The sequence below is a fragment of the Brevirhabdus sp. genome, from assembly GCF_052826345.1.
On sequence record NZ_JBRBUA010000085.1, the window covers coordinates 20444 to 39555 of the forward strand.

17 protein-coding genes are annotated in these 19112 nt (G+C 65.9%); 7 read left to right on the top strand and 10 right to left on the bottom strand.

All coding sequences use genetic code 11. From position 1 onward, the window contains the following. Positions 1-6: 6 nt before the first annotated feature. Positions 7-582: a lytic transglycosylase domain-containing protein gene (locus tag ACU0BR_RS10165; protein ID WP_446156726.1), complete on the bottom strand. Its 576-nt coding sequence runs from the start codon at positions 580-582 to the stop codon at positions 7-9. A 195-nt stretch (positions 583-777) separates the two neighbouring features. Here ACU0BR_RS10165 and ssb point away from each other — a divergent pair, with 195 nt between their 5' ends. Then, on the top strand, positions 778-1278 hold the full coding sequence (ssb, locus tag ACU0BR_RS10170; RefSeq protein ID WP_446156727.1) for a single-stranded DNA-binding protein: 501 nt from the start codon (positions 778-780) through the stop codon (positions 1276-1278). A 138-nt stretch (positions 1279-1416) separates the two neighbouring features. On the opposite strand, the gene aroB is transcribed toward ssb, so the two are convergent. Together aroB and ACU0BR_RS10180 are read right to left on the bottom strand one after the other, a co-directional pair. Beyond that, complete coding sequence (aroB, locus tag ACU0BR_RS10175; protein WP_446156728.1) at positions 1417-2538, bottom strand: 3-dehydroquinate synthase; 1122 nt, start codon at positions 2536-2538, stop codon at positions 1417-1419. Further along, entirely contained in the window at positions 2535-3083 is a 549-nt protein-coding gene (locus tag ACU0BR_RS10180; RefSeq protein WP_446156729.1) for a shikimate kinase, read from the bottom strand. Before ACU0BR_RS10180 ends, aroB begins: the two co-directional genes overlap by 4 nt. Before the next feature lie 298 nt (positions 3084-3381). Between ACU0BR_RS10180 and ACU0BR_RS10185 the strand changes: the two genes are divergently transcribed. Then, positions 3382-4899 (top strand): hypothetical protein, encoded by a 1518-nt coding sequence (locus ACU0BR_RS10185; RefSeq protein ID WP_446156730.1) that lies wholly within the window; start codon positions 3382-3384, stop codon positions 4897-4899. A 3-nt stretch (positions 4900-4902) separates the two neighbouring features. Then, positions 4903-5829 carry a site-specific tyrosine recombinase XerD gene (locus ACU0BR_RS10190; protein ID WP_446156731.1) on the top strand — a complete coding sequence of 309 codons (927 nt, stop codon included), beginning with the start codon at positions 4903-4905 and terminating at the stop codon, positions 5827-5829. Here the strand turns inward: ACU0BR_RS10190 and ACU0BR_RS10195 are convergent. Continuing rightward, positions 5802-6647 (bottom strand): metallophosphoesterase family protein, encoded by an 846-nt coding sequence (locus tag ACU0BR_RS10195; RefSeq protein WP_446156732.1) that lies wholly within the window; start codon positions 6645-6647, stop codon positions 5802-5804. The two genes, ACU0BR_RS10190 and ACU0BR_RS10195, sit on opposite strands and share 28 nt — an antisense overlap. A 133-nt stretch (positions 6648-6780) precedes the next feature. On the opposite strand from ACU0BR_RS10195, the gene ACU0BR_RS10200 reads away from it, so the two are divergent. Then, on the top strand, positions 6781-8085 hold the full coding sequence (locus ACU0BR_RS10200; protein WP_446156733.1) for an HlyC/CorC family transporter: 1305 nt from the start codon (positions 6781-6783) through the stop codon (positions 8083-8085). Between the two features lie 10 nt (positions 8086-8095). Here the strand turns inward: ACU0BR_RS10200 and ACU0BR_RS10205 are convergent, their stop codons facing one another. Beyond that, positions 8096-8875: an SDR family oxidoreductase gene (locus ACU0BR_RS10205; protein WP_446156734.1), complete on the bottom strand. Its 780-nt coding sequence runs from the start codon at positions 8873-8875 to the stop codon at positions 8096-8098. A 310-nt stretch (positions 8876-9185) separates the two neighbouring features. Here ACU0BR_RS10205 and ACU0BR_RS10210 point away from each other — a divergent pair, with 310 nt between their 5' ends. Together ACU0BR_RS10210 and ACU0BR_RS10215 are read left to right on the top strand one after the other, a co-directional pair. Further along, complete coding sequence (locus ACU0BR_RS10210) at positions 9186-10196, top strand: Hint domain-containing protein (protein WP_446156735.1); 1011 nt, start codon at positions 9186-9188, stop codon at positions 10194-10196. A gap of 70 nt (positions 10197-10266) precedes the next feature. After that, entirely contained in the window at positions 10267-11877 is a 1611-nt protein-coding gene (locus ACU0BR_RS10215) for a peptide chain release factor 3 (protein WP_446156750.1), read from the top strand. A 56-nt stretch (positions 11878-11933) separates the two neighbouring features. On the opposite strand, the gene ACU0BR_RS10220 is transcribed toward ACU0BR_RS10215, so the two are convergent. Next, positions 11934-12362: an OsmC family protein gene (locus tag ACU0BR_RS10220; protein ID WP_446156736.1), complete on the bottom strand. Its 429-nt coding sequence runs from the start codon at positions 12360-12362 to the stop codon at positions 11934-11936. Between the two features lie 281 nt (positions 12363-12643). Between ACU0BR_RS10220 and ACU0BR_RS10225 the strand changes: the two genes are divergently transcribed. Beyond that, positions 12644-14314, top strand: coding sequence for a DEAD/DEAH box helicase (locus ACU0BR_RS10225; RefSeq protein WP_446156737.1), 1671 nt, complete (start codon positions 12644-12646; stop codon positions 14312-14314). A 137-nt stretch (positions 14315-14451) separates the two neighbouring features. Here the strand turns inward: ACU0BR_RS10225 and ACU0BR_RS10230 are convergent, their stop codons facing one another. From ACU0BR_RS10230 to nuoN, 4 genes are read right to left on the bottom strand one after another with little or no spacing between them, the layout of a single operon-like run. Continuing rightward, on the bottom strand, positions 14452-16125 hold the full coding sequence (locus ACU0BR_RS10230) for a ribonuclease J (protein ID WP_446156738.1): 1674 nt from the start codon (positions 16123-16125) through the stop codon (positions 14452-14454). Next, complete coding sequence (locus tag ACU0BR_RS10235; protein WP_446156739.1) at positions 16122-16901, bottom strand: type III pantothenate kinase; 780 nt, start codon at positions 16899-16901, stop codon at positions 16122-16124. Before ACU0BR_RS10235 ends, ACU0BR_RS10230 begins: the two co-directional genes overlap by 4 nt. A gap of 11 nt (positions 16902-16912) precedes the next feature. Next, entirely contained in the window at positions 16913-17680 is a 768-nt protein-coding gene (locus ACU0BR_RS10240) for a biotin--[acetyl-CoA-carboxylase] ligase (RefSeq protein WP_446156740.1), read from the bottom strand. Then, positions 17670-19109 (bottom strand): NADH-quinone oxidoreductase subunit NuoN, encoded by a 1440-nt coding sequence (nuoN, locus tag ACU0BR_RS10245; RefSeq protein ID WP_446156741.1) that lies wholly within the window; start codon positions 19107-19109, stop codon positions 17670-17672. Before nuoN ends, ACU0BR_RS10240 begins: the two co-directional genes overlap by 11 nt. Positions 19110-19112: the final 3 nt, after the last annotated feature.

A 19112-nucleotide genomic window follows, 5' to 3' on the forward strand; every position in this document is an offset into this window, starting at 1 on the left:
TCTGTGCTACGGGCTGCCCATGATAACGCGCACATAGTTTCGCGTCTCGGAATATGGAGGAATGCCGCCATATTTGCTGACGGCCCCCGGACCCGCGTTATAGGCGGCCAGCGCGTGCGACCAGTTGCGGAACCTGTCGTACTGCTTGCGCAGATACTGCGCGCCGCCGTCCAGATTTTCCCGGGGCGAGCGCGGGTCGACCCCCAGGATGCGTGCGGTGGCAGGCATCAGCTGCGCCAGACCGATCGCGCCCTTGCGGCTGACCGCCTTAGGGTTCCAGTTGCTTTCCTGCTGAACGAGGCGCAGAAAAAGATCCTCCGGCACGCCGTGACGTCGCGCGGCACTGCGCGCGACCGGCATGTACTGACCCCGGTACTGCCCGTTGTAGCGAGGCACGGCGCGCGCGCCCAGCTCGGCGCGCGGCTCGGTCTTGGTGGATTTGGTCGATTTGGGCTGCAATCTGCTGGAGGCAGAATACTGTTTGGACAGACGGGAATCGAGCAGCGCGGCTTGGCTGGCGAAGAGCTTCGAACGCGCCTTGGATGAGGCCCCGATGGATTCGGCGACGGCATCCAATGGCATGAATGCCGCCAGATATACCCCTAGAACAATGAAATATCGCATGAAATTATGGACCCTGTCGATTTGTGGCGACAGGATAGGGCAATCGACAAAATGCGGGAAGATATTCCTCCGCATAGCATTCCGGGTTTTTAATCCGTCCTTCACCAAGTAACCTCACGCTTCGACAATATATAGATTCGATGGAGGCACCTTATGGCCGGGTCCGTGAACAAAGTGATAATCGTCGGCAACCTGGGCCGCGATCCCGAGGTGCGAACCTTTCAGAACGGCGGAAAGGTCTGTAATCTGCGCATTGCGACCTCCGAAAACTGGAAGGATCGCAACACCGGAGAGCGGCGCGAACGGACCGAGTGGCATTCCGTGGCGATTTTTTCCGAACCTCTGGCCCGCATCGCGGAGCAGTACCTGAGGAAAGGGTCAAAGGTCTACATCGAGGGCCAGCTCGAGACGCGCAAATGGCAGGATCAATCGGGCCAGGACCGCTACTCCACCGAGGTCGTGCTGCGTCCCTACCGCGGCGAGCTGACGTTGCTGGACGGGCGCGGTGAAGGCGGCGGCGGCGGCGGCTACTCCGGCCGCGATGAGTACCAGGGCGGCGGACAAGGCGGCTCCGGCGGCGGGCAGTCCTCGCGCGGCGGCTATGACGGCCCATCGGGCCCCGCCTCGGACATGGACGACGAAATTCCGTTTTGAGCCCACGCATATACCTGCGCAAGCCCATGGCCTGCCTGCACCCACGCAGGCAGGCTTTTTTGTTTATGAACAAAATCTTGCGCTCCGCGACGAATGGAGCGCATGAACCTCGCACCGCGTCGGATCACGCGCCGCCGGTCACCTCCCGCGCGCGGCCAGGGCGTCGGTCAGCACCTCGCGCAGCACCTCGCGCGGCACCTCGCTGGTGACGAAAGCGCGCCCGATCCCCTGCGCCATGACAAAGCGCAGCGTCCCGGCGACGACCTTCTTGTCCTGCGCCATCAGATCGATCAGCGTATCCGCCTGCGGCAAGGGGCCCGGGATATCGCCAAGGTCGGTCTTGGCACCCGTCGCACGCAGATGCTGCCTGACGCGACTCGGATCTTCCTGCGCACACAGGCCCAGCCGCGCCGACACCTCGAAGGCGAGCGCACAACCGATCGCCACGCCTTCGCCGTGCAGCAGCCGATCACTGTAGCCGGTCGCGGCCTCCAGCGCGTGGCAAAAGGTGTGGCCCAGGTTCAGCAGGGCGCGTTCCCCCTGTTCGGTCTCGTCGCGCGCGACGATATCGGCCTTCATCCGCACCGACCGGCGCACCGCCTCGATACGCAACGCGCTGCCGCCCGCGACAAGGGCGGGCGCGTTGCGTTCCAGCCACTCGAAAAAATCAGCATCCCCGAGCAGACCGTATTTGACCACTTCCCCATAACCGGCGAGAAAATCGCGCGGCGGCAACGTGGCCAGCGCAGCCACATCGGCCAGCACCAGGGCGGGCTGATGAAAGGCGCCGATCAGGTTCTTGCCCTGCGGCGCGTTGATCCCGGTCTTGCCCCCGACCGAGCTGTCGACCTGCGCCAGCAGGCTGGTCGGGATCTGCACGAACCGGATGCCACGCCGCAGCACCGCCGCCGCGAACCCCGCCAGATCGCCGATGACGCCGCCGCCCAGGGCGATCAGCAGATCCTGACGCTCGATCTTTTCCGACAGCAGCCATTCGACGGCGCGGGTGAAATGCGGCCAGGATTTCGTGGACTCGCCCGCGGGCAGCGCCAGCGACACCATCGCGATGCCCTGATCGGCGAGAGCCTCGCGCAGCCGCTCCAGATGCAGGCCGGCGACCGTTTCATCGGTGATGACGGCGACCCGGGGACGCGCCAGCAGCGGCGCGATCTGCTGCCCCGCGGTCTCGATCAGGCCCGCGCCGATGCGCACATCGTAAGACCGCGCCCCCAGGGCGACATGCACCGTCTCGCAATTCATTCGGCGTCGTCCTCCAGATAGTGGTTTTCGAGCAGCGCGCGGTGCACCGCGCAGGCGGTCTGCGCGATCGAGGCGCCATGGCGCGCCTTCACGATCAGATCGGCCTGCGCATAGATCGGCGCGCGCGCTTCATAAAGCGTTTCCAGCGCCTTGCGCGGATCGGAAGTCATCAGCAGAGGCCGCGTGGTCTTGTGCCGCACGCGCTGCCACAACAGGTCAAGCTCGGCCTGCAGGCAGACGGAAACGCCCTCGGCCGAGATCAGCGCGCGGTTCGCCTCGGCCAGGAAGGCCCCGCCGCCGGTCGACAGCACGCTCGGCGGCCCGCGCAGCAGGCGCGCGATCACCTGCGCCTCCTTGTCGCGAAAGAAGGGCTCTCCGTCGCGGGCAAAGATCTCGGCGATGCTGGCGTTCGCGGCCCTTTCGATCTCGGCGTCGGAATCGATGAAGGCCACACCCAGATCCCGGGCCAGCGCGGTTCCGACGGCGGTCTTCCCGACACCCATCATTCCGACCATGACAACCGTTTTTTTCAGATGCAGTGTCACGAACGGCGACGTCCCGCTTATAAGAATTTCTTTGCCTGAATGGCGTGAACTTGCCTCATTTGCCATATATAAAAGATACAATAAAGCCAAAGTCCGGATGGAGCAGCAATGGGACGCCTTTTCAAAATCCTGTTTTACCTTTTGATTCTAGGGTTTATCGGGCTCGTCGGATTTGCTTTTCTGGGCGATTTGTCCCCCCAGCAAGAGGTCATCAACGAGCCGGTCCAGTTGAATGTCAACTAGAACGCGCCTCTTCTGCGCTGCCTCGCTGATCCTGACCCTTTCTGCGGGGGCCGGTGTGACACAGCAACCCGTCGGCCCCGGCCAGGACGGCGCACGCAGCGACGGCAGCCCGCTGTCCGCCATCGACTGGCTCAGCCGGTCGGTCGAATCGCCGCGCGTGGCGCTGGAGCCGCCGGTCAGCGGCGATGCCTCCGTCGGCAGTATCGACGTGCGGCCCCTGCCCCGTACCCCGCCCGATGCGCTCGGGCTGCTGCCCGCCTCCGATTACGGGCTGAGCCCGGATCTATGGGGGCCGACGCCGACAGGGCGGATCGTGTCGCTGATCAACGCGCAGGCCATCGGCGCCTTGCCCGCGGCGCGGGGGCTGGTCAAATCCATCCTGCTGGCGCAGCTTGATCCGCCGGTGGATTCTAACGGCGGCAACCTCTTGCTGCTGGAGCGGATCGACAAGCTTCTGTCCTTTGCCGCGCTGGGGGATGCGGCCGCGCTGCTGAACCATATCGGGACCGGCGATGCGGCGCTGTTCCGGCGCTGGTTCGACATCAGCCTGCTGACCGGGCAGGAAGATCACGCCTGTCAGGTCATGCGCGACACGCCCCAGATCGCCCCCACCCTGCCCGCGCGGATTTTCTGTCTGGCGCGCGGCGGCGACTGGAACGCGGCCGCGCTGACGCTGGAAACCGCGCAGGCGCTCGGCGCCGTCTCCCGCGAGGAGGACGCCTTGCTGCGCCGGTTTCTGGACCCCGAGTACGACGATCCGAACGCGGGCCCGCTGGTCACCGACACCGTCACACCGCTGCAATACAAGATGCTGGCCGCCATCGGCGAGCCGCTGCCATCGCGCGGCCAGCCGCTGGCCTTTGCCCATGCCGATCTGACCGACCAATCCGGATGGAAATCGCAGATCGAGGCGGCGGAGCGGCTGGCGCGTCGCGACGCGGTGGACCCCGCGCGGCTGGCACAGATCTACATGATGCGGCTGCCCGCGGCCTCTGGCGGGCTGTGGGACAGGGTCGGCGCGCAGCAGGCGCTGGAAAGCGCCCTTCAGGACCGCGACCCGCAGGCCATCGCCCGAACCCTGCCCGTCGCCTGGCGCGCGATGTCGCGGGCGCGGCTGTCGCTGCCCTTTGCCCGCTATGTCGCGCCGCAGCTTGAGGGAATCGCGCTTCCCGACGCCCTGGCGCCGCTGGTGTTCCGCATCCGCCTGCTTACGGACGAGGCCGAGCGCGCCGCGCGCGAGCACACCTCCGCCACCCCGGTCGAAGCCTTGCTGAAGGCCGTCGCCCTGGGCGAGATGTCCGGCGCCAAGGGCGCCGACGATGTCGAAGGCGCGGTGATCTCGGGCCTGAGCGGGGAGATTGCCCCCGACAAGCGGCTGCCCCCCGATCTCAGCCGGATGCTGCGCGAAAAGCGTGTGGGCGAGGCGATCCTGACCGCGACCGCATTGCTCAACACCGGGGCCGCCAGCGATCCCGGCGACATCGCGGCGGCGCTGACACTGCTGCGCAGCGTCGGGCTGGATCACGTGGCGCGGCGCGCCGGGCTGCAACTGATCCTGACAGAGGCGGGCTAGAGGATGCGCCGTTGGCTCGACGCCTTTCTGGAAGCGCAGGCGGCGGAACTGGACGCGGCCGAAAACACCCGGCTGGCATATGCGCGCGATCTGATCGACTTCGCCGACTGGCTGGAGCGCAGGCAGCAGGATTACACCCTCGCCATGCGCCGCGACATCGAGGCGTATCTGGTCCATTGCGATGAACAGGGTCTGGCCAAATCCACCCGCGCGCGGCGGCTCTCGGCGATCAAGCAGCTCTACCGATTCGCCTATGAGGAAGACTGGCGCAGCGATAATCCGGCCATCCAGATCCGCGGACCCGGCCGCGACCGGCGCCTGCCCAAGACGCTCAGCACGCAAGAGGTCGACAACCTGTTGAGCGCCGCCGAACTGTCCGCGCGCAACGCCAACGACAGGCTGCGCAATGTCTGCCTGATGCAGCTGCTCTATGCCACGGGAATGCGGGTGAGCGAGCTGGTCTCGCTGCCGGTCAGCGCCGCGCGGGGCGATCCGCGCATGTTGCTGATCCGCGGCAAGGGCGGGCGCGAACGTCTCGTGCCGCTGTCACCGCCCGCGCGCACCGCGCTGTCCGCCTGGATCGTGCAGCGCGACCGCAACGACGAGCTCGCGCAGAAAAAAGGTGCTCCGGCCTCGCGTTTTCTGTTTCCGTCCCGTGGCAAGCTGGGGCATCTGACGCGGCACCGCTTTTACACGCTGATCAAGGATCTGGCGGTGCATGGCGGCATCGATCCGGCCAAGGTGACGCCGCACACCCTGCGCCACGCCTTTGCCACGCATCTGCTGGCCAACGGGGCCGATCTGCGCTCGATCCAGACGTTGCTGGGGCACGCCGACGTCTCCACGACCGAGATCTACACCCATGTGCTGGATGAGCGGTTGACCGCGCTGGTGATGGATCATCACCCGCTGGCCAAGAACGATCCCTGAACCCGCGCCGCCCGCGGGGGCCTGCGCAGACTGGCGGGCAGGACATCCTCGCTCGGCCAATAGCCCGAAGCCAGCGCATCGTGATAGCCCTGGGTCAGACCCGCGGCCTGCATCGCCGCGCGCGCGGCCTGCCAGTCGTAATCCAGCCGGTGCACCACCGCCTGCCCGTCCGTGAGCACGGCGAAACGCGTCTGGGGGCGGCCGTCGTGCGGCGGCATCCCGATCACGCCTGCGTTGACCCAATGGACCCCCGCGACGCGTCTTTGAAAGGCAATGCCGCTGTGGCCCGCGATCACGCCCTCCAGCGGGCCGACCAAGCGTTGCAACGCGTCGAGTTCTTCATCGAAGACGGCATCGGGGCTGTCCGGCCAGATGAACCGGCTGATATCCTTCACGCCCCCGTGGATCACGGCGTAGCGCCTTCCCCCTTGTGAAAAGCGGACCACATCGGGCAGCGCCGCCATCCACGCGCGCGCCTCTTCGCCCACCGCGCCGTCCGCATGGGCGAACCAGCCGCGCGACAGCAGATCGCAGGCGGTGCCATCGGCAAAGCCACAGCCGCAATCGCCTGCACCCGCCGCCAGTTGGCGTTCGCAATTGCCCGCAACCACCGCCCCGCCCCGGCGCCGCACCAGATCGACGCTCTCGCCGGGGTCGGCACAATAGGCAGCGATGTCGCCGGTACAGATCATCCGCCCGGCCGGGATGCCGAGCGCGCCCGCGCGCCGCACCAGCGCCTCGCCGGCCCGAAGGTTGGAATAGACCCCGCCGTAGAGCAGCACAGGCCCGTCCAGCGCACCAAGATCGCGTACCTTCATCGCCCTGTCCCGTCCCCCCGCTCCGGCCGCGCGTTGTCCTGCGGCCTCGCGTGTCCTTGCGTGCCCTTGCGCGCCCTTGCGCGCTTGTCACGTCCTCCCATAAGACAGGGTATCTTTACGGGACAAGCGATCTATGGACACGACACTGTTTCTTGACAGCAGCTTCTGGCTGACGGCGGGGGCGATCTTTCTGCTGCTGGTCCTGTCGGCCTTTTTCTCGGGCTCGGAAACCGCGCTGACGGCGGCGTCGCGCGGCAAGCTGCGCAGCCAGGCCGACAAGGGATCGCGCGGCGCCGAACGGGCGCTGTCGATCACCGAAGACAACGAGCGGCTGATCGGATCGGTGCTGCTGGGCAACAACCTGGTCAACATCCTGTCGACGTCGCTCGCGACGGCGCTGTTCACGCGGGTGGTAGGCGAATCGGGTGTCGCCGTCGCCACGCTGGTGATGACGCTGCTGGTTCTGATCTTTGCCGAGGTGCTGCCCAAGACCTATGCCATCACCAATGCCGAAACGGCCGCCGCGCTGGTGTCGCGGCCCATCGCGGCGGTGGTGCTGGTGTTCTCGCCCGTGGTCTCGGCGGTGCGCGCGCTGGTGCGCGGGCTGCTGGGGCTGGTCGGCGTGACCACCGACCCCGACGGGCAGATCCTCGCCGTGCGGGAGGAGATCGCGGGCGCCCTGCAACTCGGTCATTCCGAGGGCGTGGTCGAAAAGGAAGACCGCGACCGCATTCTGGGCGCGCTGGATCTGGGCGAGCGCACCGTGGAGGAGATCATGCTCCACCGCAGCGGGATCGAAATGATCAACGCCGAGGACAGCGCCGACGACATCCTGTCGCAATTGCTGAAATCCCGACACACCCGGCTGCCGATCTATCGCGACGACCCCGAAAACATCGTGGGCGTGATTCACGCCAAGGATCTGCTGCGCGCCATCGACCGGCTGATGCGCGGGCCCAATGCCTCGCCCGATGCGCTGGAGCGGTTCCAGATCATGGACGTGGCGATGAAGCCCTATTTCGTGCCGGAAACCACCACGCTCGACGATCAGATGCGTCAGTTCCTCCGCCGCCGCACCCATTTCGCGCTGGTCGTCGACGAATACGGCGCGCTTCAGGGGCTGATCACGCTGGAGGACATCCTGGAGGAAATCGTGGGCGAGATCACCGATGAATTCGATGTCGACGCCGAACACCCGATCCGCAGGACCGAGGACGGCGCCTATCTGGTCGAAGGCGCGATGACGATCCGCGACCTCAACCGCGCCACCGACTGGAACCCGCCCGACGATGAGGCCAACACCATCGCCGGGCTGGTCATCCACGAAGCCCAGATGATCCCGACCCAGGGGCAGGTGTTCAGCTTTCACGACTTCCGCTTCGAGGTGCAGGAGCGCAAGGAAAACCGCATCACCAAGCTCAAGATCAGCCGCCTCTGACGGCCCGCGGTCAGAGCGTGGCGTTGATCGCGCCGCCGTCCAGCAGGATGTTCTGGCCGACGATGAAGCCCGCGTTCTGCGAACACAGGAACGCGCAGGCGGCGCCGAATTCGCGCGCGGTGCCGTAGCGCCCGGCGGGGATCGTCGTTTCGCGGCGGGCGCGGGCCTCTTGCGGGGTGATACCCTGCTGGGTGGCCACAGTGCCGTCGAGCGCGGTCGCCCGGTCGGTGTCGTGGATGCCGGGCAGCAGATTGTTGATCGTCACCCCCTTGCCCGCCACCTGACGCGCGGTCCCCGCGACAAAGCCGGTCAGACCGGCCCGCGCCGTGTTCGACAGCCCCAGCGCGGCGATGGGAGCCTTGACCGACTGGCTGGTGATGTTGACCACCCGGCCCCAGCCGTTGTCCATCATCGAAGGCAGCAGCGCCTGCATCAGCGCGATCGGCGTCAGCATGTTGGCATCGAGCGCCGCGATGAACTGGTCGCGCTGCCAGTCCTGCCACACCCCCGGCGGCGGGCCGCCCGCGTTGGTGACAAGGATATCGACCGATCCGGCGGCCTCCAGCACCTGCGCGCGCCCCTCGGAGGTGGTGATATCGGCCGCGACCGGCATGATCGTGACGCCGTATCGGTCGGACAAGGTCTGCGCGGTTTCGGTCAGCGGGCCTTCGGTGCGGGCGTTCAGGATCAGATCCACCCCCGCCTCGGCCAGCGCCTCCGCGCAGCCGCGCCCCAGCCCCCTGGACGAGGCGCAGACCAGCGCGCGTTTTCCCCTGATACCCAGATCCATGATCTTCCTCCCTGCTTTGGCGACATACCTGCGCGGTTTCAGCGCGCCGTGCAAGCCCGCGCCGACGCGCAAACGACCCTGCGAAACCGCCGCAAGGCGAGTGGGCCGCCCGGTGCGGCATCGCCCGGGGCAGCCGCCGAATTGCCATCTATCGCCTTGCTCCTCCCTCCTTTTGGCCGCATTTCTTTTGCATTATCAAATCGGTTGAGCTGCCACGCGCCGGGCTGAGCCCCCGGCCGCCCCGCTGTGCGGGCCTCGCGCTCCGGCAGATCAGGCCGACCACAGAGTTAACCGAAGAAAGCACCCGCCCATGCCTGCCCCAACCCCCGTTGCCCCGACCACCACGCAAAGCTGTCAGGTCTATGCCGCCGCGGATTTCGCCGTGGTGCTCGGGGCCAATCAGAACCTCGGCGTCAGCACGATCGCGGAGCTGAACCCGGGCGACATCTACGGGCTGCTCGCGCATGCGGCGCCGCTGATCCTGGTGCACGCGGGCCATGACGATCTGACCGACGTGCAGGCCGTCGCCCCCGGATCTCAGGTGGGCCAGGCAGGCCAGCCGATCGAGATGGCGGGCCGGATCACGATGATGGGCGATGACGGGATGCTGGTGGAGATCCTGCTGCTTCGCTGCGCGGAGGAGCTGTTCCTGCGCCCCCTCGCCGCGCTCAAGCCGCGCACCGAATACACGCTGATCCACGTCGACGCCCAAAGCGGCAAGATGGATCTGGCGGAAATCGCCTGCGTCAGCTTCACCCGCGGCACGCAGATCGCGATGGCCAATGGCGCACAGCGCCGGGTCGAGGATCTGGCGATCGGCGACCGGGTTCTGACCCGCGATCACGGCGCCCGCCCGATCCGCTGGATCGGCGCGCAGACGGTGCGGGCCATGGGCGCCTTTGCGCCGGTGTTCATCAGCAAGGGCGCGATGAACAACGCCGAGGATCTCATCCTCAGCCCCGATCACCGCCTGTTCATCTATCAGCGCCGCGACGAGATCGGCCTGGGGCGCCAGGAGGTGCTGGTAAAGGCCAAATACCTGGTGAACGGAGAGACGATCTATCAGCGCGACGGCGGTTTCGTCGATTACTTCCACCTGCTTCTCGACGAACATGAAATCATCTTCGCCGAAGGCATCGCGGCCGAAAGCCTGATGGTCAACAGCCACACCCTGGCCGCCATGCCCGGCGATCTGGCCAAAGAGGTGACCGCCAGCCACGGTGCCCTCGCCCAGACCGCGCGTCGAGGAGCGGAGCCGGAGCCGCTCGATCTGGAGGGGATGGACCTGGCCGAGCTGCTGCGCCGCGCCAGCGGCCATTAGCGATCCGGCCATCTGCCCCCGCGCGCGGTGGCCGATTGCCTATGCCGGACCGCCCCGCTATATGCCGCCTATGCTGGACCGCACCCCAAACCGCCCCGACCTGCCGCGCGAAATCGCGCGACGCCGCACATTCGCGATCATCTCGCATCCCGATGCGGGCAAGACGACGCTGACCGAAAAATTCCTGCTCTACGGCGGCGCCATCCAGATGGCCGGACAGGTCCGCGCCAAGGGCGAGGCACGGCGCACGCGGTCCGACTTCATGCAGATGGAAAAGGACCGCGGCATTTCCGTCTCGGCCTCGGCGATGTCCTTCGATTACGCGGAGTTCCGCTTCAACCTCGTGGACACGCCGGGCCACTCCGACTTTTCCGAGGACACCTACCGCACGCTGACGGCGGTGGACGCCGCGATCATGGTGATCGACGGGGCCAAGGGCGTGGAAAGCCAGACGCAAAAGCTGTTCGAAGTCTGCCGCCTGCGCGACCTGCCGATCCTCACCTTCTGCAACAAGATGGACCGCGAAAGCCGCGATGTCTTCGAGATCATCGACGAAATTCAGGAAAACCTCGCGATCGACGTGACGCCGGCCAGCTGGCCCATCGGCATGGGCCGCGACTTCCTGGGCTGCTACGACATGCTGCGCGACCGGCTGGAACTGATGGACCGCGCCGACCGCAACAAGATCGCCGAAAGCATCGAGATCGCAGGCCTGGACGATCCGCTGCTGGACAGGCACGTGCCCGCCCATCTGCTGGAAAAGCTGCGCGAAGAGGTCGAGATGGCCCGCGCGCTGCTGCCGCCGCTGGATGCGCAGGCGCTGCTCGACGGCACGCTGACGCCGATCTGGTTCGGCTCGGCCATCAACTCCTTCGGGGTCAAGGAACTGATGGAAGGCATCGCGCAATTCGGCCCCGAGCCGCAGGTTCAGAACGCAGAACCACGCCAGATTTCTCCCGAAGAAACAAAGGTTTCCGGCTTCGTCTTCAAGGTTCAGGCGAATATGGACCCCAAGCATCGCGACCGGGTGGCCTTCGTGCGGCTGTGCTCGGGGCATTTCAACCGCGGCATGAAGCTCACGCATGTGCGCAGCAAGAAACCGATGGCCGTGTCGAACCCGGTGCTGTTTCTGGCCTCTGACCGCGAATTGGCCGAAGAGGCCTGGGCCGGCGACATCATCGGCATTCCCAACCACGGCCAGCTGCGCATCGGCGATGCGCTGACCGAGGGCGAGACGCTGCGCTTCACCGGCATTCCGTCCTTCGCGCCGGAGCTGTTGCAAAACGTACGCGCGGGCGATCCGATGAAGGCCAAGCACCTGGAAAAGGCGCTGATGCAATTCGCCGAGGAAGGCGCGGCCAAGGTCTTCAAGCCCGCCATCGGATCGGGGTTCATCGTGGGCGTCGTCGGGCAGCTTCAGTTCGAGGTTCTGGCCAGCCGGATAGAGCTGGAATACGGGCTGCCCGTCCGGTTCGAGCCGTCGCAGTTCACATCCGCGCGCTGGGTGAGCGGGCCGAAGGCTGCGGTGGATAAATTCGTCGCCGCCAACAAGGGCCATATCTCGCACGACAACGACGGCGACATCGTTTATCTGACGCGTCTTCAGTGGGATATCGACCGCATCGAGCGCGACCACCCCGACCTGACGTTGAGCGCGGTCAAGGAAATGATGGTGCAATAGGCGGCGCCCGCCGCCCCCGAAGCGACGGCGCCCGACCCTGGGCCTGTCGGTGACAATCAGCCTTGCAGCGTCGCGTCCATCGTGATTTCCGCGTTCAACAGTTTGGAAATGGGGCAGTTTTCCTTGGCCGCCTTGGCGGCTTTCTCGAACGCGGCCTGATCGGCGCCGGGTATTTTCGCGGTGACGACCAGATGGCTCCCGGTCACGGCGAAGCCGCCGTCCTTTTCCTCCAGCGACACGGTGGCTTTCGTCTCAATGCTGTCGGGAACAAGGTCGCTTTCCCCCAGGATCAGCGAGAGCGCCATCGAAAAACAGCTGGCGTGGGCGGCGCCGATCAGCTCCTCGGGGTTGGTGCCGTTCTTGCCCTCGAAGCGCGTGTTGAAGCCATAGGGCTGATCGTTCAGCACGCCGCTTTCGGTGGACACATGGCCCTTGCCGTCCTTCAGCCCGCCAGTCCACTTCGCCGATCCGCTTTTCTTGATCATCTTCATCCCTCCGTATTGCCGGCGGCCGCATCCTGCGCCGCTCACGCAACGACCTAGCCTGCCGGACCAGGCTGCCAAGATGGCCGCAACCGTTCACATTTCGTACACAAAGCTGTGAAATTATCCCGATTGTGCAGTTTGCTGGCATGTGCGTTGACCCGCGCCTATATATGCAGTAGCCACAGGCCCATTCGGGGCGACCTTGCGCGAGATGCGGCCAACCGGGCCTTCCGCCCCCTTAGACGTTACGGGCCAGGAGTGTCCGTAGAGCACGGATACATATGACCAAATTTTCTGACTTGAAACTGGACCCGAAGGTCCTGAAGGCTGTCGAAGAGGCAGGCTACGAAACCCCCACTCCGATTCAGGAAGGCGCGATTCCCCATGCGCTGGACGGGCGCGACGTGTTGGGCATCGCGCAGACGGGCACCGGCAAGACCGCCAGCTTTACCCTGCCGATGATCACCCTGCTGAAACGCGGCCGCGCCCGCGCGCGGATGCCGCGCAGCCTGGTGCTGGCGCCGACGCGCGAACTTGCGGCGCAGGTGGCCGAGAATTTCGACACCTACTCCAAACATACCAAGTTGACCAAGGCGCTGCTGATCGGCGGCGTGTCCTTCAAGGAACAGGACAAGCTGATCGACCAGGGCGTCGACGTGCTGATCGCCACGCCGGGCCGTCTGCTCGATCATTTCGAGCGCGGCAAGCTGTTGCTGACCGGCGTGCAGATCATGGTGGTGGATGAGGCCGACCGCATGCTCGACATGGGGTTCATCCCCGATATCGAGCGGATCTTCAACCTGACGCCCTTCACCCGTCAGACGCTGTTCTTCTCCGCCACCATGGCGCCGGAGATCGAGCGTATCACCAATACCTTCCTGTCGAACCCGGCCAAGATCGAAGTGGCGCGCGCCGCGACCACCTCGGACACGATCGAGCAGGCGCTGATCTACCACCGCCCCAAGCGCAAGGACATGGCCGCCAAGGACAAGCGCGAGATCCTGCGCGCGGTGATCGAGGCCGAAGGCGAGGCCTGCACCAACGCCATCATCTTCTGCAATCGCAAGAGCGAAGTCGATGTCGTTGCCAAATCCTTGAAAAAGCACGGCTACAATGCCGAACCCATCCACGGCGACCTTGACCAGTCCCGCCGGATGGAGGTTCTCGCCGGGTTCCGCGATGGGTCGATCCGGTTTCTCGTCGGCTCCGACGTTGCGGCGCGCGGCCTCGACATTCCCAACGTCAGCCATGTGTTCAACTTCGACGTTCCCGGCCACGCCGAGGATTACGTGCACCGCATCGGCCGCACGGGCCGCGCCGGGCGCAAGGGCAAATCCTTCACCATTGCCACGCCTGCCGACGACAAGCTGATCGCGGCCGTGGAATCGCTGGTCGAAATGACCATTCCGCGCGCCGAATCGCCCTGGGCGCCCCCCGGCGGCGCGGCGGCAGACAGCTCCGACGCCACCCCCGATGAGGGCGAAAAGCGCGAGGGCCGGTCCACCAGCCGCAGCCGTAGCAGAACGCGGTCGTCCTCGGCGCGCAAGTCGCGCGACGAGGCGGCAACCGCCGAACGCCCCGATGCTGCCGCCGATGCGCAGGACGCCGACGACAGCGCCGCACGGCAAAAATCCGAAGCCGCCGCTGCCCGGAAATCCGACAGCCGCAAGCGCGACGATCAGAGTGCCCCAGCCGAAGGCAAGACCGAGAAGCGCAAGACCGACGAGCGCAAGACCGACGAACGCAAGACCGGCAGGCGCAAATCGGAAACGCGCAAGACGGATGAGAACAAGCCGGATGAGCGCGCCCAGCCCGCGCGTTCGGGCCGTGGTGGCGCAGGACAGAACGACAGATCCCGCCAGGACAACAGGCATCAGGACGGCGTGGTGGGAATGGGCGACCATGTGCCCGATTTCATCACCAAGAGCTTTATCGACCGTAAAGCCAGCTGAGATGCCGCGCGGCTTGCCGCGCCCCCCTTCGCCAAAACCGACAGCGCCTGCCAGGACATGACCCGGCAGGCGCTGTTCGTTTGACGCAGGTTTCCCGAGGGTGGCTGCGCCGCCGAAACCCGGCGGCGCGGGGGCTGCTATTCGGCGACCAGACGGCTGACCAGCACGGTGACCTCGGGCTTCTTGCCGACCTGATCCATGCTGACCTGATGCGTCGCGCGGCGGACCATTTCCTCGATCGCGTCGTCGTCGGAAATGACCTTCCGCTTGGCGCGCCCCAGAGCGTCGTTCACCGCCTCTTCGATCTCGTCCGCCAGCAGCCTCTTGTGCTTGCCCTTCTCCGGCAGGCCCTTGGTCTCCGCCCAGGCGTCGCCCGTGACCTCGTCATCCTCGTCGATGATGACGCTGACCATGACAGATCCGTTGAGCGCCAGGCGCATCCTGTCGCGCACCACCCCGTCGAGCGCCCCGATCAGAACATTTCCGTCCAGATAGGTGCGTCCCGTCTCGACGTGGTCGACAACTCTCGGCTGGCGTCCCGCCAGATCCAGCATGGTGCCGTTGGGCGCGATCGCGCCCGGAATATCGCGCATCCCGCCCAGCTGCACGTGGGCGCGCAGGTGACGGTGCTCGCCATGCATGGGAATCAGCATCTGCGGCTTCATCATCGCGTGCACCTGTTCCAGATCCGGGCGGTTGGCGTGGCCCGACACGTGGTACAGCCCGGAACTGTCGTCCACCACATCCACGCCCATTTCCGACAGCGCGTTCACGATGCGCCCGACGCCGACCTCATTGCCCGGGATCGTCTTGGACGAGAACAGGAACAGATCGCCCTCTTTCAGGCTTATGCCGCGGTACTTGCCCCGCGCCAGCTGGGCCGAGGCCGCCCGGCGTTCGCCCTGGCTGCCCGTCACGATCAGCATCAGGTTTTCGCGCGGGATATCGCGAACGTCCTCGGGTTGCAGCGTCTGCGGGAAATCCGTCAGGATACCACTCTCGACACCCGCGCCGACCATGCGTTTCATCGCCCGGCCCAGCAGCACCACGCTGCGCCCCGCGTCGATTCCGGCGCGTGCCAGCGTCTGCAGGCGCGCCACGTTCGAGGCGAAGGTCGTCGCCACCACCATGCCAGAGGCGCTTGCGACCAGTTTCTGGATCTCGGGGCCGACGCTGGCCTCGGACCGGCCGGGCAGCGGAGAGAACACATTGGTGGAATCGCAGATCAGCGCCTTGATGCCGGGCTTCGCGACCTCTTCCCACATTTCCGGCACGAAGGGATCGCCCAGCACGGGCGTCGCGTCGAGCTTGAAGTCCCCGGTATGGACCACACGCCCCGCGGGTGTGTCAATCACCACCCCGGAGGCCTCGGGAATCGAATGGGGCACCGGCATGAATCCCACGCTCAGGTCGCCCAGTTCCACCATGTCGGGATAGCTGTCGATGACCTGGACGATGGCCGGATCATGGCCCTGTTCCTCAAGCTTGCGGCGCGCGATATTCGCGGTGAAGGGCCGCGCGTAGACCGGCACCTGCAATTTGTTCCACAACAGTCCGATGGCCCCGACGTGGTCTTCATGCGCGTGGGTGATGAAGATCGCATCCAGCCGGTCGCGATTGTCGATCAACCAGCCGATGTCCGGCATGATCAGGTCGACGCCCGGCGTGCCATCCATGTCGGGGAAGGTCACCCCCAGGTCCACGAGGATCAGCCGTTCCTTGTTGGCGCGGCCGTATCCGTAGACATAGGCGTTCATCCCGATCTCGCCGGCGCCGCCGAGAGGGAGGTAAATCAGGCGGTTGCTGCTCATAAGTTGCCGTTTTCCTTGTTGTATTGGTGTATCACGGTCAGTCCGTGCATTGTCAGCTCATCTTCAAATACGTCAAATAGCGCGTCGCCCTGGCTGAACAACGGCGCCAGCCCGCCGGTGGACACGACCTTCAGCGGTCGATCCCGTTCCTCGCGGATGCGTGTTATGATTCCGTTGATAAGCCCGACATATCCCCAGAACACACCGGACTGGATGCAGGCGACCGTGTTTGTCCCTATCACCTTTTCGGGCCGTGTCACATCCACATGCGGCAAGGCCGCGGCGGCCTGGTGCAGCGCCTCCAGGCTGAGATTGACGCCGGGGGCGATTACGCCGCCGATATAGGCGCCGTCGTCGTCGACGACATCGAATGTGGTCGCGGTGCCGAAATCCACGATGATCAGATCGCCACCGTAAAGATCGAAGCCCGCGGCCGTATTGACCAGCCGGTCCGGCCCCACCGCGGTGCCCGCGTCGACGCGCACGTCGACGGGCAGCAGGCAGTCGGGCCGTCCCACGACCAGCGGGCGGCAGTCGAAATAGCGGTTGCAGAGAACCCGCAGATTGAACACCACGCGCGGCACGGTCGAGCTGATGATCGCCTGATCGATCTTCGCTTCGAGCTTCTGGAAGATCATCAGCGACGACAGCCAGGTGAAATACTGATCGGCGGTACGCTGGTGCATGGTGGCCGTGCGCCAGGTCGCCAGAAAACGGGTGCCGTCCCAGATGGAAAACACGGTATTGGTATTGCCGCAGTCAATGGCCAACAGCATGGCGCACCTCCCTAGAAAAACACGTCGGCGGCGGAAATGCTGCGTCGGCCGTCCGCCGCGGCCAGCAGCAGCGCGCCCTGGGGGTCGATCCCCTCGAACACGCCCTCATACTGCTCGCGCATCGTGCGCGCGCGGATCACCTGCCCCAGACGCGCGGCGCGCGCCATCCAGGCGGCCCGGATCGGCGCGAACCCCTCGCTGGCAAAACGGGCCTCCCACGCGGCATAGGCAGGCGCCAGATGATCGAGAAAGTCCTGCGGGGTGACCTCGGCGCCGGTGCCCGACAGCAGCGACACGGGCGACGTCGCGCCCTGCTCGACCGCATCGGGGGCCGGGGCGCTCAACAGGTTGACGCCGATGCCCACCGACAGATGGCTGACGCGCCCGCCCTGCCCGCTGCTTTCCAGCAGGATGCCCGCGACCTTGCCGCCGCTCAGCAACACATCGTTGGGCCATTTCAGCGTGAATACCTCCGGCCTGCCCGAAACCTCCGCCAGCGCCTGATCCAACGCCAGCGCCGCCACGAAGGAGCGCAGCGCGACGCGGTCCGGCGCCTCGGCCGGGCGCATCACCAGGGTGGCCGCGAAATTGCCCGGCGGATTCGCCCAGGCCCGGCCGCGCCGCCCGCGCGCGGCAAGCTGGCGCAGCGCCAGGATCCAGGTGGGCCGGTGCAGATCGGCCGCGACGCGCGCGGCCTCGGCGTTGGTGCTGTCGACTTCGGCCAGGATGCGGCGATCTACGCCGTCCGGCCAGTGAACGCCGCCGGGCTTACTGGACAAGCGTTTCAGCCGCCGCGGCGGCCAGCCCCTCGACCCCGAAGAGGTTGATCACACCGACCACCATGATCCCCGCCGACAGCATCAGCGCCGCCCAGTTGACCGGAGAGATGGCGGAGTCGAGCTTCTCGGCCTCTTCACCGAAATACATGAAGAACACGATGCGCAGGTAGTAATAGGCCGCGATGACCGAGGCCACGACGCCCGCAACCGCCAACCAGACCAAGCCCGCGTTGACCGCGGCGGTCAGCACATAGAACTTGCCGAAGAAGCCCACCAGCGGCGGCACCCCCGCGAGCGAGAACATCAGCACCATCAGCGCCAGCGCGCGCAGCGGCTGGTGCTTGGAATACTGGTTCAGGCTGCGGATGTCGGTCACCGCCTCGCCGTCGCGTTCCATCGACAGGATGAAGGCAAAGGTGCCGATGTTCATCGTGACGTAGATCGCCATGTAGATCAGCATCGCCTTGACGCCCTCGACCGTGCCGGAGGCCAGCCCCATCAGCGCGAAGCCCATGTGCGTGATCGAGGAATAAGCCATCAGCCGCTTGATGTTGCGCTGCCCGATCGCCGCGATCGCGCCCAGGAACATCGAGATGACGGACAGGAAGGCGATGATCTGCGACCATTCCGCCACCGCGTTGCCAAAGGCGTCATGCACCAGCCGCGCGAACAGCGCCATCGCCGCCACCTTGGGGGCGGTGGCGAAAAACGCGGTCACGGGCGTCGGCGCGCCTTCGTAGACGTCGGGCGTCCACATGTGGAACGGCGCGGCCGAGACCTTGAACGCCATCCCCGCCGACAGGAACACCAGCCCGAAAATCAGCCCCAGCGGCAGCTGCCCGGCGCCCGCCGTCTGGATGATGCCCGAAAACAGCGTCGTGCCCGCATAGCCGTAGGTGAGCGACGCCCCGTAAAGCAGCAACCCGGAGCTGAGCGCGCCCAGCACGAAATACTTCAGCCCCGCCTCGGTCGACCGGGCGCTGTCGCGGTTGAGCGAGGCCACCACGTAGAGCGCCAGCGATTGCAGCTCCAGCCCCATGTAGAGCGACATCAGATCGCCCGCCGAGACCATCAGCATCATGCCGACCGTCGCCAGCACCACGAGGATCGGATACTCGAACCGCAGCAGGTCGTTGCGCTGCATGTAGGGCTGGCTCATCAACAGGACGATGGCGCTCGAGATCAGGATGATCACCTTCGCGAACCGCGCGAAACCGTCGTCGATGAAGGCCCCCTGAAAAGCCTCCCGCGTGGCGGTGCCCGACGCGCCCAGCCACAGTCCCATCGCGATCATCACCGCCGCACTGATCCACAGGATTGCCGGTGCTGCCCGGTCCTTGCCGGTATAGACCCCGCCCAACAGCGCGAGCATGGCGAAGACCGCCAGAACCACCTCCGGCATTACAGTGGAAAAATCGATCTGGAACATCGC

Excerpts from the sequence above, each read along its gene's own strand:
- ACU0BR_RS10165 (WP_446156726.1), bottom strand. The coding sequence starts at position 582 with ATGCCATTGGATGCCGTCGCCGAATCCATCGGGGCCTCATCCAAGGCG.
- ssb (WP_446156727.1), top strand. The coding sequence starts at position 778 with ATGGCCGGGTCCGTGAACAAAGTGATAATCGTCGGCAACCTGGGCCGC.
- aroB (WP_446156728.1), bottom strand. The coding sequence starts at position 2,538 with ATGAATTGCGAGACGGTGCATGTCGCCCTGGGGGCGCGGTCTTACGAT.
- ACU0BR_RS10190 (WP_446156731.1), top strand. The coding sequence starts at position 4,903 with ATGCGCCGTTGGCTCGACGCCTTTCTGGAAGCGCAGGCGGCGGAACTG.
- ACU0BR_RS10195 (WP_446156732.1), bottom strand. The coding sequence starts at position 6,647 with ATGAAGGTACGCGATCTTGGTGCGCTGGACGGGCCTGTGCTGCTCTAC.
- ACU0BR_RS10200 (WP_446156733.1), top strand. The coding sequence starts at position 6,781 with ATGGACACGACACTGTTTCTTGACAGCAGCTTCTGGCTGACGGCGGGG.
- ACU0BR_RS10205 (WP_446156734.1), bottom strand. The coding sequence starts at position 8,875 with ATGGATCTGGGTATCAGGGGAAAACGCGCGCTGGTCTGCGCCTCGTCC.
- ACU0BR_RS10210 (WP_446156735.1), top strand. The coding sequence starts at position 9,186 with ATGCCTGCCCCAACCCCCGTTGCCCCGACCACCACGCAAAGCTGTCAG.
- ACU0BR_RS10215 (WP_446156750.1), top strand. The coding sequence starts at position 10,267 with ATGCTGGACCGCACCCCAAACCGCCCCGACCTGCCGCGCGAAATCGCG.
- ACU0BR_RS10220 (WP_446156736.1), bottom strand. The coding sequence starts at position 12,362 with ATGATCAAGAAAAGCGGATCGGCGAAGTGGACTGGCGGGCTGAAGGAC.
- ACU0BR_RS10225 (WP_446156737.1), top strand. The coding sequence starts at position 12,644 with ATGACCAAATTTTCTGACTTGAAACTGGACCCGAAGGTCCTGAAGGCT.
- ACU0BR_RS10230 (WP_446156738.1), bottom strand. The coding sequence starts at position 16,125 with ATGAGCAGCAACCGCCTGATTTACCTCCCTCTCGGCGGCGCCGGCGAG.
- ACU0BR_RS10235 (WP_446156739.1), bottom strand. The coding sequence starts at position 16,901 with ATGCTGTTGGCCATTGACTGCGGCAATACCAATACCGTGTTTTCCATC.
- nuoN (WP_446156741.1), bottom strand. The coding sequence starts at position 19,109 with ATGTTCCAGATCGATTTTTCCACTGTAATGCCGGAGGTGGTTCTGGCG.